The organism is Nocardia sp. CA-084685, assembly GCF_050955785.1.
Taxonomy (GTDB): Bacteria; Actinomycetota; Actinomycetes; order Mycobacteriales; family Mycobacteriaceae; genus Nocardia.
In genome coordinates this window covers 2523401-2539085 of record NZ_CP192094.1, presented here as the reverse complement: position 1 = coordinate 2539085, position 15685 = coordinate 2523401, and the positions used below count along the sequence as shown (strand labels likewise).

General features: G+C 66.0%; 7 protein-coding genes. All 7 read right to left on the bottom strand.

Annotated elements, in window-relative coordinates:
* Positions 1–49: 49 nt before the first annotated feature.
* Positions 50–7312, bottom strand: a complete 7263-nt coding sequence (locus ACQP2U_RS11405; RefSeq protein ID WP_433714644.1) for an amino acid adenylation domain-containing protein — start codon at positions 7310–7312, stop codon at positions 50–52.
* 174 nt (positions 7313–7486) lie between these two features.
* The gene (locus tag ACQP2U_RS11400) at positions 7487–9961 is read right to left on the bottom strand and encodes an FAD-dependent monooxygenase (protein WP_433714643.1); all 2475 of its coding nucleotides are present in this window, start codon (positions 9959–9961) and stop codon (positions 7487–7489) included.
* A gap of 316 nt (positions 9962–10277) precedes the next feature.
* The gene (locus tag ACQP2U_RS11395) at positions 10278–11549 is read right to left on the bottom strand and encodes a bifunctional RNase H/acid phosphatase (protein ID WP_433714642.1); all 1272 of its coding nucleotides are present in this window, start codon (positions 11547–11549) and stop codon (positions 10278–10280) included.
* An 82-nt stretch (positions 11550–11631) separates the two neighbouring features.
* Positions 11632–12369, bottom strand: a complete 738-nt coding sequence (locus ACQP2U_RS11390; RefSeq protein WP_433716426.1) for a zinc ribbon domain-containing protein — start codon at positions 12367–12369, stop codon at positions 11632–11634.
* Between the two features lie 154 nt (positions 12370–12523).
* Positions 12524–13168, bottom strand: coding sequence for a hypothetical protein (locus ACQP2U_RS11385; RefSeq protein ID WP_397037939.1), 645 nt, complete (start codon positions 13166–13168; stop codon positions 12524–12526).
* 96 nt (positions 13169–13264) lie between these two features.
* Complete coding sequence (locus ACQP2U_RS11380) at positions 13265–14395, bottom strand: Nif3-like dinuclear metal center hexameric protein (RefSeq protein WP_433714641.1); 1131 nt, start codon at positions 14393–14395, stop codon at positions 13265–13267.
* A 242-nt stretch (positions 14396–14637) separates the two neighbouring features.
* Positions 14638–15675 (bottom strand): Rv2231c family pyridoxal phosphate-dependent protein CobC, encoded by a 1038-nt coding sequence (cobC, locus tag ACQP2U_RS11375; RefSeq protein WP_433714640.1) that lies wholly within the window; start codon positions 15673–15675, stop codon positions 14638–14640.
* Positions 15676–15685: the final 10 nt, after the last annotated feature.

Genomic DNA, 15685 nt, shown 5'->3' with positions numbered 1-15685 from the left:
GAACTCTAGTTCAAGATTCCGGTTAACCGCACCCATCGGGGCCAAACCATCAGGCGTCGAGCATTTCGACACCGAACTCCCGGTCCGGATCCGGATCGGCCGCCGCGAGCGCCGAATCCAACTGCACCGCAACCTCGCGAACATGCGGTTCGGTCATCATGTGGAGGTGGTCGCCGGGCACCGGGACCAGCGTGAAGCGCCGGGCGGCGTACTGCTCCCAACCGTTGTTCGCGCTGTCGAACATGCTGCCGACGGCCTGATGCGCGAAATCCACACCCGGCGGCAGGCCCTCCTGGGCGCGCAGCAGGGTGATATCGCGGTCATAGGGTTCGAGCCGGTATTCCAGCAATGCCGTGTAGTTGGCGTAGAACACCTCGAAGAGCCGCCGGATCGCCTGCGGTGAACTGTCGGCGGGCAGAATGCCGGAGCGGATCGACTCGGCCAGCATCACATCGAAGAGCTCCTCGGATCCGTGCACGTCGGGTTCGAAATCGACCAGTGCGGCCTTGTTTCCGCGGGCATACCACAGCAATTCGAGGAAGAACCAGCGAATGAGCTGTTCCTCGGCGATGGGTTCGCGAGCCTGCTGACGCAATGCCATGGTGTCCAGCAGCGTCACACTGGCTACCTCCCGCTCGGGCAGTTGCCGTGCCATCTCCAGCGCGACATTGCCCCCGAAGGACCAACCAGCCAGGTGGTAGGGCCCCTCCGGATGTACGCGACGCACCGCCGCCAGGTAGGACTCGGCCATCCCGACGATCGTCTTCTCCGGTGCGCTGCCCGCGTCCGCGCCTGCGGCCTGCAGGGCGTAGACCGCGCGATCCGGATCGAGATAACGGGCAAGCGCCAAGTAGCACAGCACATTTCCGCCGATCGGATGCACCAAGAACAGCGGCGGCTTATGACCGCCGACGGTGATCGGCACCAATGGATCGAAGGTGCGCCTGGTATTGCCGGACCGGATCAGCGCCGCGAGTTGGGCGGCGGTCGGCGCGCCGATGAATAGATCCAGCGGCACGTCGACACCGAAGCGCCGCGACAATCCCATCACCACGCGCATAGCACCGATAGAAGTGCCGCCCGCGGCGAAGAAATCCTCGTCGAGACCGATCGAGCGTAGCCCCGCGTACTCGGCGAGTAGTTCGACCGCGCAGTGCTCGTATTCGTCGGCCAGTTCCCGTTGTGCGGTGACCGATTCCGGTGCGGAGTCGACAATCGATCGCAATGCGCCATCGTCACGCTTACCGCTGGGCGTACGGGGCAGTTCGCCGAGGAAGACGAAGCGCGACGGCACCATGTGCGCGGGCAGTACGCCGCGCAGATCGTGGCGCAGCGCGGCCAGATCGGTCTGCTCGGCGGCGCCGACCAGGAAGGCGATCAGCGCACCGTCGATGCCGCCGAATCCCCGTGCCACCACGGCCGCTTCGGTGATGGCCGGGTACTTCTCGACCAGTCCGAGGATGCACAACTCCACCTCGGCGGGCTCCACCCGGAAGCCGCGAATCTTGACCTGACTGTCACTGCGGCCGAGGCACACGAGATCCCCGGAGGCCAGCCGCACGCCTAGATCGCCCGTGCGGTAGAGGATTGCGCCACCGTGGGTGGCCACGAACCGCTGTGCGGTCAGCGCCGCCTGGTCCTGGTAGCCGCGGGCGAGAGAACGGCCGCCGAGATAGATCTCACCGATCACACCGTCGGCCACCGGGCGCAGGGCACTGTCGAGCAATTCGACGGTATCGCCGTCGACCGGGCGGCCGATGGGTGGCAGCGCTGGGTAGTCGTCGGGTGAGCCGGCGAGGGTGAATACGGTCGCGACGTGGGATTCCGTCGGGCCGTATTGGTTTTCCAGCAACAGCCCCGGCACCACTTTGCACAGCGCGCGGATCTCGTCGGTGATGCGCAATTGCTCCCCCGAGGACGCGAGCACTTTCAGGTCGACCGGGAACTTTCGCCGGGCGACCACGGCCTCCGCAAAGGCCTGCAGTGCGACATAGGGCAGAAACAGCCGCTCGATACGTTCGGCGACAACGGTATTCAGCAATTCATCGACATTCGAACGCAGATCGGCCGAACTCACCCGCAGCGTGGACCCCGCCGCCAGGGTCGTGAAGATCTCCTGGAACGACACATCGAAGCTCAACGGCGCCAACTGCAATGTGCTGGCCAAGTTCATGCCCGATGGGCTGCGGTTCTGCCAGTCCACCAGCGTGGTAAGGCCGCGGTGCGCCATGGCGACGCCCTTGGGTTCGCCGGTGGAGCCGGAGGTGAACAGCACGTAGGCGAGTGCGTCGGGCGAGATGTGATCCGGGACCGCGAAATCCATGTCGCTGTTGGTTGTCGGATCGAAGACCTCCGCCGTGTCCAGCACCAGTCGAACATTGTCGACGATCTCGGCATAGGCGGCATCGGCGATCACGCGGTGCGGGCGGGCACGGTCGATCATGAGATTCAGCCGGGCCCTCGGGTAGCTGACATCGAGCGGCACGCAGGCCGCACCCATTCGCATGAGTGCCAGCACCAGCAGCACCAATTCCGGGCGACGGCTCATCAGGATGCCGATCCGGTCACCTGGTCTGATCCCCACGCCATTCAGCCACCGGGCGAGTCGTTCGCTGCGCTCGATCAGGTCGTCGTAGGTGAGGCTGGATTCGTCGCCCTGCACGGCGATGGTGTGCGGATTGAGCGCGGCGGCATCGGCGACCAGCGTGCCGACATCACGCGCGGTCGCCGGACCGGTGCCGCGATCGATCGCCGCATCCGGATCCGCGACGATCGCCGCCAGTATGCGCAGCTGAGTCACCGCGACGGTCTCGCATTGATCCTTGGTCAGCGTGTGGTCACCGTTGACACGCATCCACATCCGGTTGTCGCGCGGGTCATGGGCCACAGTTACCAACAGCTGGAAATTGGTGTCCTCGCGAACATCGAAGTCGCGCAGGCTGACTCGGTCCGTACCGAGAATCGGTGCGAAGAGGTGGTAGTTGATGAAGTTGAAGGCCGTCTCGAAGGCGGGCCCGCCGTCGGCCAGAATGGACCGCAGCGGATAGCGCCGGTGCGGGTAGGCGTCGCGGTCCCTTCGCGCTATCTGCTCGACAGCCGCGCGCCAAGTGGTGGCGGTGTCGTCCAGCCGTATCGGCAGCGTGTTCAGGAACAGGCCCGCAATACTTTCCGCGCCCGCCCGATCCGGTCGGCCGTGGCTCACCACACCGGTGGTGATATCGGCGCGTCCGGTCACCGTGCGCAGGGTCAGGCAGTGCGCCGCCAGGTAGACCGCCTTCTCGGGCAGCTGGTGCCGAGCGGCGAATGCGGTGACCCGCTCTGCGAGCCGACGCGGCACCACGGCGGCGACCTGCGGTTCCTCCGCACCCGCACCCTCGTGGACCCCCAGGGCGGTAAGCGCGGTCGGCTCGGCTCCGGCCAGTGCGGCGCGCCAGTACGCACGGGCCGAATCATCGTGCACCGCGGCGATCTCGGACTGGGCGTACTCGGCCAGGACGGTAGCCGTATGCGGCGTGTCGTCGATACCGATTTGGATCAGTCCCAGCGTGTTCAGGTAGTCGACCAGCAATTCGAGCACCGAGGTCGCGACACTCCATCCGTCGAGAATCGCGTGGTGGAAGCTGAGCACCAGATCGATCGTCTGGAGCGCACTTTCGGACGGCCGCAGGAACACCCGGATCGCATGCAGCGGGGCGCGGGCGAGGTCGTACCGCGCGTGCCTGCGCTGCTGGGTGTAGTCCTCGACCTCCTGATCGGCCAGCACCGGATCGAGATCGGAGACATCGACGATCTCCAGCTCATATTCGATCGCCCTGTGCACCACCTGCAGCGGGACCGAATACTTGCTCAGCTCGAACGAGGACCGCAGCGCGGGCTGACGACGCACCAGCCGGTCGAGTGCGGCATGGAATTGCTCAGCATCCCAAGGCATTTCGAACTGGTAGCGGAAGACGTCCTTGTAGGTCACCGAATCCGTGCGCTCGATGCTGTGGAAGAGCATGCCGAGCTGCAACGCGGTGGCCGGGAAGGCATCCTCGGCCCGATGCAGTGCGGCGCGGTCGATCAGCGGCACCGTTGCCAATCGATCGGCGATGCGAATCCGGTTGCCGTCCGGGCCATCCGAGACGATCTGGGCCAATTCGGCAATGGTCGGATGCTCATAGAAGGCATCCACATCGAAGAACAGTCCGGCGCGTTCAGCGGCGGTGCGTACCGATAGCGCGAGTATGGAATCGCCGCCGTGGGTAAAGAAGTTGTCGTGTACACCGATGGAGTCGATGCCGAGCACGGTCCGCCAGACCTGTCCCAGTTCGGCCTCGACCGGTGTCCGCGGCTCGATCGGCACACCAGCGAAGTCCGCATGCTCCGAAACCGCCGCCACCCGTGCCAGCGCTTTGCGGTCGGTCTTACCGTTGGGGGTCAATGGAATACGATCGACGCGCAGCAGCCGGGTGGGAATCATATAGCGCGGCAGGAGCATCGCGATCTGTTCGGCGATCTCGTCACCGGTCACGTCATCGCCGACGAAGTATCCGACCAGATGCAGTCCATGCGTCTCGGACTGCTCGTCGACGACGACCGCCGCGCGCACACCCGCGCAGCCGAGGATCGCGTTCTGCACCTCGCCGAGCGTGATCCGGTTACCGCGGATCTTGACCTGATCGTCGAAGCGGCCCAGGTATTCCAGGGTGCCATCGGCCAGCCAGCGCGCAAGGTCACCGGTGCGGTAGCGACGACGGCCCGGCACGGTCAGATCGTCGACGAATGCGGCCGCGGTCAGGTCGGGGCGACCGCGGTAGCCGCGCGCGACACCGACTCCGGCGATATTGAGTTCACCGGGTACGCCGATGGGCATGCGGCGCCCGGATTCGTCGAGCACCAGCAGGTCGATATTGTCGATCGGACGGCCGATGGGCACCGGATCGAGCGAATCCCGCTGACTCTCTCGAGCGACCCGCGGGCGGTCGCTAGCCGGTGGGCAGTCGAAATTCGAAACGTCAACGGTAGCCTCGGTGGGTCCGTACAGGTTTACCAACTGCGGTGGCCGCTGCGTGACCGCGGCGAAGGCAGCATGGAAACGGCGAACGAGCGCGGGCGGCAGTGCCTCACCACTGCAGAACACTCGGCGCAGGCTGGCAATGCGCGCCACGATCGTCCGATCCGCCTCGAGTTCGTCCACGAAGGCCGCCAACATGGACGGCACGAAGTGCGTGACGGTCACCGCATTCGCCTCGATGGCCTCGGCGATGCGGCGCGGATCACGCTCACCGCCGACCTCGAGCAGCGCGACCTTGGCTCCGGCGATGGCCCACCAGAACAACTCCCACACCGAAACATCGAAGGTAACAGGCGTTTTCTGCAGGATGACATCATCGGCGAAAAGTGGGTAGCGGCGCTGCATCCAGATCAGCCGGTTGACCACCGAGCAATGCTCGACCATCACCCCCTTGGGCACACCGGTCGAGCCAGAGGTGTAGATGAGATAGCTCAAATCATGTGGGTGCGAGACGTTTTCGACAGCACCGGTGAGCGTGTCGGCCACTGTGACGCGAGTGACGCCGAGGTCCCGGTAGAGCTGCGTATGCTCAGCTCCGGCGACCACGAACCGTGCTTCGCAGTCCGCGAGAATCGTTTCGACGCGCGCCGCCGGATAATCCGGATCGAGCGGCACGTAAGCGCATCCGGCACGCAGGATGCCCAGCACCGCGATGAGCATGTCGGTCGACCGGGGCAGCACGACCGGAATGCACGTGTTCCCAGTTGCGCCGAACTCGTGCAGCCGCGCGGCGAAACCGTCCACCAGACCGGCCAACTCGGCGTAGGTCAGTTCACGGGAATCCGCGGACACTACCGCAACGCGGTCCGGATGGTCGGCGGCCTTTTCGGTGAACAGCCGATCAATGGTGGTGTAGGGGAATTCGATGCGCGGCCCCGCCTCGAAGGCCGCCACTTCGGCATGAGCCTGCTCCGAAAGCAGCGGCAGCGCACCGACCGGGGTCTCCGGATGGTCCAGCGATGCGGTGACCATTTCGCCGATGCTGCGCAGCGCCGATTCGATCGGAAAGTTCGCGTCGAAAATGTCGTTGTCGTAGAACAACTGGAGGCTGATCGAGCCGTCGCGACCGTTTTCCGCCGTGACGATAGTGAGTGCGTTGGTCACCGAACCCGGATTGTGCACCGTCCATTTCGAGATCAGCTCGTGGACGTAATCGGCATCCGGCAGCTTCGTGTGCGAAAAGGCGACATCGTAGAGCGGCGGCGCGGCCGGATCCGGATTCAGCGCACGGGTCAACTCGCCGTACGGGAAGCGCTGATGCTTCTTGAGCTTTCGAATCTGCTGGGTCACCTGATCGGCGATCTGCCTGAGCGGCACGTCGCGATCGACGCGCACCGGCAGCGGGACGACATTGGCGCGATGACCCTGCGTGCGATAGGTCTGCGCGGAATGCCGGTTCAGCATCGGGACGCCGATCACCACCTGATCGGCGCGGTGGATCGTCGCGAGATATGTCGCCACCGCGGCGGTCAGATACGCGAAGACGGTGACACCGGTCGCACGGACACGATCGAGGTACTCGCCCGGAATCATCCTGCTGTAGTGGCCGCGGGCGATTCTCGGCGAGCTGGTCCGGTTGGGGAACAGCGCTGGCTCGACGCCGTCGAGCACGGCGAGCAGACCGTCACGGTCCGCTGTGTACTGCTCGGAGGCCCGGTACGTCTCGTCGTCCTCGGCGATCAGACGGTAGGTGGCCGCCGAACGGTCGGTGTGCTCATTGGCCGGTTCAGGGACCGCAAGCTGTTCGAGCGGAACATCTTTCATCTTGTAGCTGGTATCGAGCGTGGCGATGACCGGATTCATGCCATAGCCATCGGCCAGCGCGTGATGGAACGACATGAACAGGAAGAACCGGTCCGGCCGATCCACCACCGCGGCCAGCCGAGCGGGCCGATCCGGCCGCTCCGGCGCGCCGACCTCGCGCCACAGCCATTCCTGGGTGGCGGCCTCCGGATCCGGTGCACCGGTCAGGTCGACGACCTCGACCGGCGGAATCTCATTCGAAATCCATTGGCGGAATTCGCCCTTTTCGAAGACGAACCGCAAACGCAAAGCGTCATCGCTCATCAGGGCCCGCTGCCAGCACGCGCGCAGCCGCGCGATATCCAACGGCTCATCGATGCGCAGGCTATAGGTCTGCTGCGCAACGGGTTCCGGTGCCAGTCGGAACGCCAAACCGAGTACATCGCGCTGATATGCGCTGACCGGCCACGCTTCGATTGGTCTTTCGGGGTTTGCGCTGGTTTCCGACGTCACAGTCACTCCTATCGCGACAGTCGCGGCACAGACCGTGCGCAAACTGTCCAGGACCCAAACCTGATGACGCCGAAACGCAGAGCTGTTACCACTTGTATCCAGTTTTCAGATAGCGCGAATTACCGGCATCGACATCGATGCCGGATTTCGCCCTCGTATTCGGGTGCGAGCCGGTCAGATCACCGACAGCAATGCGCGCATACTCTCATCGGCGAGACGCTCGGCGCGCTCACGAGAAACCGCGGGCTCGACATAGCCGAGGTTGAACGACAATTCCCCATGCGTGGCATTGGCGGTGGCCATAATAAAGCCGCTCACCGACATGCCCGAGACGAATTGCGCGCCCGAGAGCTGCCACGCACCGATCTTGTCCGGGAACGCGTAGCGCCCCAGATAAGTCATACACAGGTGACCTGGACCTCGGGTGTCCATCAGCTTGACCGTGGATGCACTGGCAGCCACCGATTTCGGTGCGGCGACCTTCAGCAGGCTCAGTGCCGCGAGATGGTCGCGACGGTCCATTCGTGCGCCGTACTCGCGCTCGATCTCCCCGGCTATCTGCCAGAGCGAGGACCACGGCGCGTACTTCGCCGGGGTCGCGATCATGCCCTGGTAGGTGCCGACCTCGGTGTCGGCGACCGCACCGTCGAGGTGGCCACGGAAGTTCACCGAACTTCCTACGGTGTACCAGGTTTCGGTGTAGACGCCCGACTCGCGTGCCGCCGCGATGAGCAGCGCCGCCGAGAGCGCGGCCTGCAGGCCGACGCCCTGGCGCTGGCAACCTGCGGTCAATGCGTCGCGTTGATCGGCGTCCAGACTGCGGTGCACGACCCGGCTACGTCGCCGCGACGGCGTGGCGAGTTCGGTCGGCTCGAGTCGGCGCGACCGCTTCAGCTGCGACTTCTGGTCGCGCAGCAGCGATCCGATGGTGCGTCCGAAGCCCTTGGCACCCTGGAACTTCGCCGGGAAAAGCTCCTCTGGACCTGGTCGAACCGGGGCGGGCTCGAGATCAGTGCCATCGCCCGCGGCGACCTGCAGTACCTGCTTGGCCACCGACATAGCGCTCTCACCGTCGGCGATCGCGTAGTGCATGGTGACGATCAGATCGCTGGTCTCACCGGTCGCATCCGTGATGAGCACGGCCCGCGCGAGCGGACCGGAGTGCCAGTCGAAGGGTTCGCGCAACTGGACATCGTCGACCTCGGTCAGCCAAGCATCCGGATCGTCGGATTCGATCACGCGCAGCGGAATCGGCGTCGGCACCGGCACGAAACGCGGTGCGGTGCCGTCGGGTTCGGCCGCCACCGCGACGCGGAGCAGCGGATGTCGATGCTGCACTTCGTCGAGACCGATTCGCACCTGCTCGGCGGCAATCGAGCCGTGCACCCGCACGCGGGCCAGAATATGCAGCGGCGCAAGCTGATCCGCGATCCAGTGCCAGCGCTCCACCGGAGACAGCTGGCGCGGCAGCCGCGCGGTCGGTCCCTCCAGTGGCGGAAACGACATCGGCTTACCCAATTCGCGCAGGAAGAATTCGGTGGGTGCGTGCCGGAAGTAGGTGTCGCGCACCTTCACCAGCTTGGAGTCGGTCGTCTGCTCGATCTTGCCGAGCGACCAGGAACCGTTGACGAACATGGCCGTCCGCTCGGCCCGCACCTGCTCGTAACGACGCAGGCCCGCAACCGGATCCAGCGAGTTCTTCAGCGTGTGAGCGAGTACGACCGCGTCCTCGATTGCCGAGTTGGCGCCCTGGCCGAGGCTGGGCAGCATGGGATGGGCGGCATCACCGAGCAGAGTGACCCGACCGCGTCCCCAGCCGTCCAGCGGCGGACGGTCCTGGCAGGGCACCGCGAGCACATCGGCCCAGTCGGTCTGATCGATGCAGGCGCGCACCTCCGGCGCCCAGTCGGTGTAGAGCCGCTGCAGATCTTCCTTGGTGCCACGCCAGTCGGCGGCCTCATCGCCCGGCATGGACATCGTGCCCCACCAATACACCCGGCCGTGGCCGATGTCGTGGATGCCGAAACGCATTCCGGTGCCCCAATAGTGCGCGGAGTAGCCGCGCGGCACGGCGGGATGATCGAACGGAATGCAGGCCAGCCAGGCGATGAAATCGCCGGGGCGCGGTTCGGCGCGGCCGTGCAATTGGGCGCGCACCACGGAGTGGATGCCGTCGGCGCCGATCAGCAGATCGCCCTCGGCGATGCGACCGTCGGCGAAGTCGACGCGCACATGCTCACCGTCGTCGATGAACCGAGTCGCTTGTGCGCCAACATGAGTCGGGGTATCGCCGATCGCGCGCAGCAAGACCGCATGCAGATCCTTGCGATGCAGGGCGACACTCGGTGCGCCGAGCCGCTCGTCCTGGCGGTGCACCGGAAGTACTCGGATGGGGGTGCCGTCCGGGTTGTTGAAGCGGAAGGTCTCGACCCTGCCGCCACACTCGAACAGCTCCTCCTCGATGCCGAGGCCGATGGCGCGCAGTGCCTTGATTCCGTTGGCCTGCACCGAAAGTCCGAATCCTTGGCCACGCAGCTCGGGTGCGGCCTCATAGAGTTCGACCGCGAAGCCCGCCTGTCGCAATGCGGCGGCCGTGGTGAGCCCTCCGATCCCCGCACCGAGCACGACAACCTTGATCGGACTACTCATTCGAACCTGCGCTTCCATCGAATCACTCGACCGCACAGAACTACTTCATCGTTCGAAGCGACCACCGAGCAACGCTGCCCGCCGGTTCTCATCCCCCCGAGCAGCACTGTTCGAAGACCTTGGTTATCCCCGACCAGACAGGCGGGGCGGGATGCCTGTGCCTGACCGAACCGAAGCCTACCGCTATAACCGTGTCTGAAACGTTACCGTGTGAGATTCAACCCAAAGGACCGTTTCGACAAGCCGAATCCATTGTGATGCGCCATAATTCACGGTTCACAGAAAAACGCACGGGTTGGTCCGACGACCGAGTTCCTCAGAGGTAGGACGTGTCGTTGACCAACCGAACCGACGAACCACCGTCCGGGTAGAACTCCGCGATCGAGAGCGACGCCAGGTCCAAATGCAGGCGGTACAGCAGCTCTGGACCGACGCCGAGCGCCAGTTGCAGCAGGGTCTTGATCGGGGTCACGTGGCTGACCACCACGACGTTCTGGCCGGGATACAGCGCCAGCAGATCGCGCCGAGCCGCCTCGACTCGTTCGCGCACCTGGTCGAAACTCTCACCGTTCGGCGCGGGAGTAGAGGGATCGCCGAGCCAGCGGGCGTGGAGCTGCGGATCTCGTTGTGCCGCTTCCTGGAAGGTGAGGCCCTCCCAATCGCCGAAGTCGGTTTCGGTGAGGCCGTCGAGGACGCGCACCGGAATACCGAGTGCGGTGGCGGCGGCTTCGGCGGTCTCGCGGGCTCGGCCGAGCGGGGAGGTGACCACCGCGGCGATACCCCCCTTCGCGGCGAGCATTTTCGCGGCGCGGGCGGCCTGTTCACGGCCGAGAGCGGTGAGGGCCGGGTTGCCGCGGCCGGAATAGCGGCGCTCTATCGAGAGTGCGGTTTGACCGTGGCGCAGCAGTAGCAAGCGGGTCGGGCGGCCGGTCGCGCCGGTCCATGCGGGCGAGCTTTCGGCGGCGGTCGGCGTATCACGTTCGGCAGCCTGGATATTCGATGCGCGTACCTCGTCGATCCAACTCGGCAGCTGCTCTTCGACGCCGCGCGCGGCGGTCTGCTCGTCGGTCCAGCCGAGCAGCTGTTCTTCGGCCTCGCGCACCTCCTCCGCCAGGGTCGCGGCGGCTGATCCCGCATCGAGTAGCTGCCGCTCGGCGGCGTGCACCTCGCCGATCAGCGTGGCGTCATCCATGGCCTCGTTCGCGAGCCGGTCGGCATGTGAGTTCTGGGCGCGCGGAATCCAGGTGAAGGTCACCCTGTCGAATCCGGCGACCAGCCTGCGGGCCCGGTCGGCCAGCGGAATCATGGACGCGTGCTTGACCTTCCAGCGTCCGGACATCTGCTCGACAACCAGCTTGGAATCCATGCGCACCGACACCACGCGCGCGCCCAACTCCGCCGCCGCCTCCAAACCCGCGATGAGCCCGCGGTATTCGGCGACATTATTGGTGGTGATGCCGACGTATTCCCTGCGTTCGGCGAGGATGCGAACGTGATCGGCGCTGAAGACGACCGCGCCGTAACCAGCCGGGCCCGGATTGCCCCGGGAACCGCCATCGGCCTCGACGATCACCTCGCGCTCGGTCATTGTTCCTCTCGTCCTCTTCGACAGCCAACCGTCCGTCGCTGGGAGCGGACCGACCCGAGTACAGATACCCGCGCCGGAAACCTCACAAACCCGACTCCTTGGTGCGCACCAGGATCGCACCGCATTCCGGACACCGCACGATCACATCCGGTGCGGCCTTGGCGATGCGTGCGATCTCACCGCGGTCGAGTTCGATCCGGCACGCGCCGCAGCGCCGGGCCTGCAGCAGCGCGGCGCCGGTGCCGTGCTGGGTGCGCTGGCGGTCGTAGATGCTCAGCAGTTCGTCCGGGAACAGCGCGACCAGATGCTTGCGGTCGGACTCGCAACGCCCCTGCGCCACATCGAGATCGGCCAGCGCCTCATCGCGCAGGCGTTGCGCGTCGGCCAACTCCTGCTCGGTCTTGCTGAGCCGCGCACCCGCGTGATCGTGGTCGGATGCCGACGCCTCGCGACGCTCCATCACCTCGAGCAGCTCGTCCTCGAGGACCGAACGGCGCCGCTCCAGGCTGCCCAGCTCGTGCTGAATCTCGGAAAGCTGCTTGGCACCCACCGAACCGGCGGTCAACATGGCGCGGTCGCGCTCCTCGCGCTTGCGCACCGCATCGACCTCGCCCTCCAGCTTGCGAATATCGCGGTCCAGATCGTCGAGCATGATCTCGACCGCCACCGCCGCATCCTTGTGCGCATTCCGCTCGACCTCGAGCCGTGCCACCTCCTGCTGCTCGGGCAGCACGGTGCGCCGATGCGCGATCCGCGTCAGTTCGGCGTCGACGGCGGCGAGCTGGAGCAGCTTGGCCTGGACAGGCGGTTCGACATTCAACGCGGACAAACTCCTGGACGCTGGGGACGGATGGGGGCACGCGAGGTCGCGATGCCAGTCTTCAACCGTACCCCGAATGACGGGTGATTCGGTCCGAGGGGAGTGGTCGGTGCGTCATACATCGGAAGATCCGATGTCTTGTCCGGCCTCGGCGTCAACTACCCGGTGCGCGGGTTTTGATGGCGTCGCGGGAGATGAAGACGTCGTAGGTGCCCGGGGTGGCGATTACGGCGTTGCCATAGGCGGAGCGGACGAAGGGGTCGGTCCACCATTTGTGGTTGCGCATATCGTTGAAGAAATCCTGGTCGTCGCCGTTGACGAAGATCTGGTTCTGGGTGGTGGCGACGCCGTCGAGACGCTGGCCGTAGAGGCGGGTGACCTTGTAGCCGGAGTGGAAGCCGAGGGCGTTCACCCAGGGCTCCAACTCGACGATATTGGCCTGCAGCACCCATAGGTCACCCTCGACCTGATATTTCTCGTGCTTGTCGGGATGGTGATCGTCGCCGTAGAGGGTGAGGTCGACCTCGAGCCGGTGGTCTTGGCCCGCAACCTGATTCACCACCACATGCGCGGCCTTGACCTCCCCACTCAGGCCAAGGAATGTCTGGACGAGCGTGATCACCCACAGCAGCAGTACCGCGACGATCAGCAGAGCGAGTCCACCCGCCCCGCGCCCGAGCAAAACCCGCAATCCGACCTTGCGCACCATGACGAGCGCCGATATCAGCAACGCGACCGCGACCAGGATGATCAGCACCAGGCCGATCTGCACGATCCCGAAGTCCACCGGGAAATTCATGCGGTAGTTGTACCCCGAGCGGGCGCGTCAACTCACCTGTTCCACATACCAACTCCGACAACACGCCCCGAACACGCCGTCGCACGGGATGGTTCGTTATCGGGTCACGCCGGTGGCGCTGAGCGTCCAGGGGTCGGTGCGCAGGGTACAGATGCGGGTCGCCAAGTCGGGCAGGGCGGTTCCGACCACTGTTTGCGCCTGTGCGCACCATGGGAATTCGGTGGCCCAGTGGGCGGCATCGATCACCGCGGGACCGCCGCGGCGCAGATGTTCGTCGACCGGGTGGTGGCGCAGGTCGGAGGTGACGTAGGCGTCGACGCCAAGGCGCGCCGCGGTATTCAGATAGGAGTCGCCCGCGCCGCCGCATACCGCGACGGTCCGGATCATACGGTCCGGGTCACCGGCCGCGCGGACGCCCCAGGTGGTCGCGGGCAATGCGGCGGCGACCCGAGAGGTGAACTCGCGCAGGGACTCCGGTTCGGGGAGGGTGCCGACCCGGCCGATGCCGAGTCCCGATGGCAGCGCGGCGCGCTCGGTGACGTGATATGCCGGATCTTCGTAGGGATGGGCCGACCGCAGCGCCGCCAGCACGGCCGTGCGCGCCGAGGGTGGTGCGAGCACTTCGAGGCGGTCCTCGTCGACTCGCCGCAATTCCCCGATCGCGCCGATCGCCGGATTCGCCCCCGCCACCGGACGAAACTGGCCCACTCCTGGCACCCGTAAAGCACAGTCACGGTAGGTGCCGCTACCACCGGCACCGGCCGCGAACAGCGCCGCCAATACCGCATCCGTATGCGAACGCGGCACCTGCACCACCCAATTGTCCACGGCGGCTCGCGGTTTCGAATCCAACGGCCCGGTGACGGTGAGTCCGAGCGCATCGGCCAGCGCATCGGAAACTCCCGGATCAGCGGAGTCCGCATTGGTATGCGCCGCGAACAACGCGCAACCGGACCGGATGAGCCGATGCAACAGAGCGCCTTTGGGTGTGTCTGCCGCGACTGTGTCGACGCCGCGCAAAAGCAACGGATGGTGCACCACCAAAGCTTGTGCCCGCCAATCGATCGCCTCATCCACCACGGCGGCAGTGGCATCCACGGCGAACAGCACCCGAGTCACCTCATCGTCCGGATCACCGCACACCAGCCCCACCGAATCCCAGGACTCCGCCAACTTCGGCGGATAAGCCGCGTCGAGCACCTCGATGAGATCCGCCAGCGTCGTCATCCGCCTACCTCCGTCTCCAGATTTCCGCCCACACCAAGATCACCTGCCACCACTCGACGGTCCGAGGACGAGCGCCGTCCCACCACGCCGCCCGACCTTCCGAAGACCGCCGCGCTGCCCGCCGTCGGTGCCGCGCGGCAACTCCGGATCGACCCGCCACCGCATCGAATCCTGCATACCCGACGATCGGGTTCGCTGGCGCCACGCCCCCACGAGGCCGACATCACGAGGCTGGGCCGACATCAAACTCCCGCCGCACGGATTCCGGCTACCAACCGATCGACCTCGGCGCGACCGCGGACGGCAACGCGCACATAATCCGGTCCGAGTCCCGGGAAAGTGTCCGCACGGCGGACCGCGATGCCCTGGTTCGACAGGTGCTTTCGCAGGAGTTCACCGTCCGGCACGCGCAGCAGCAGGAATGGTCCGGCGGCGGGGGCGTGGACGTGTATGCCCAGCGCGGTCAGGCGTTCGATCATCGAATCGCGTTCGGCGGCGATCGTCTGTGCTCGCTGTTGTGCCGCGGCGACCGCGTCCGGTTCGGCGGTCGCGGCGATCGCTTCCAGTTGCAGCGTGCCGAGCGGCCAGTGGGCGCGGCCGTGATTCAGGCGGGCGAGCAGCTCGGGTGCGCCGAGGAAATAACCACAGCGCAGACCCGCCAAGGCCCAGGTTTTGGTGAGGCTACGCAGTACGAGGATGTCCGGTGCGGGCGTGGCGGCGAGGGACTGTGGTTCGCCGGGAATCGCATCGGCAAAGGCCTCGTCGACCACGATGATGCGACCCGGTCGGCGCAGTGCCCGGATGATGTCGGCGGGGTGCAGGACCGAGGTCGGGTTGGTCGGGTTGCCGAGGACCACCAGGTCGGAGGCGGTGGGGACGAGCGCCGGGTCGAGGGTGTAGGGCGGTTCGAGTACGACGCGGGTCACGGGGATATCGGCCTCGCGCAGCGCCAGCTCGGGTTCGGTGAACGAGGGGTGCAGCACCGCGGCCAGTCGCGGCGCGAGCCGGGGCAACATTGCGAAACCCTCGGCCGCGCCCGCCAGCAGCAGCACTTCATCGGTGCCGCGACCGTGGCGGGCCGCCACCGCGATGCGTGCGGCGAGTTCGTCGGACGCGCTCGGATATCTGCCGAGGTCGTCGAGGCGTGCGGCCAGCCGGTTCCGCAACCAGGGTGGCGGGGCACTGCCCTGTACGTTCACCGCGAAATCGAGCATGCCGGGGCGCGCGTCGACATCACCGTGATGACGCAGTTTCGCGTGATCGACGCTCTCGGCTGACACGAGAAAACAC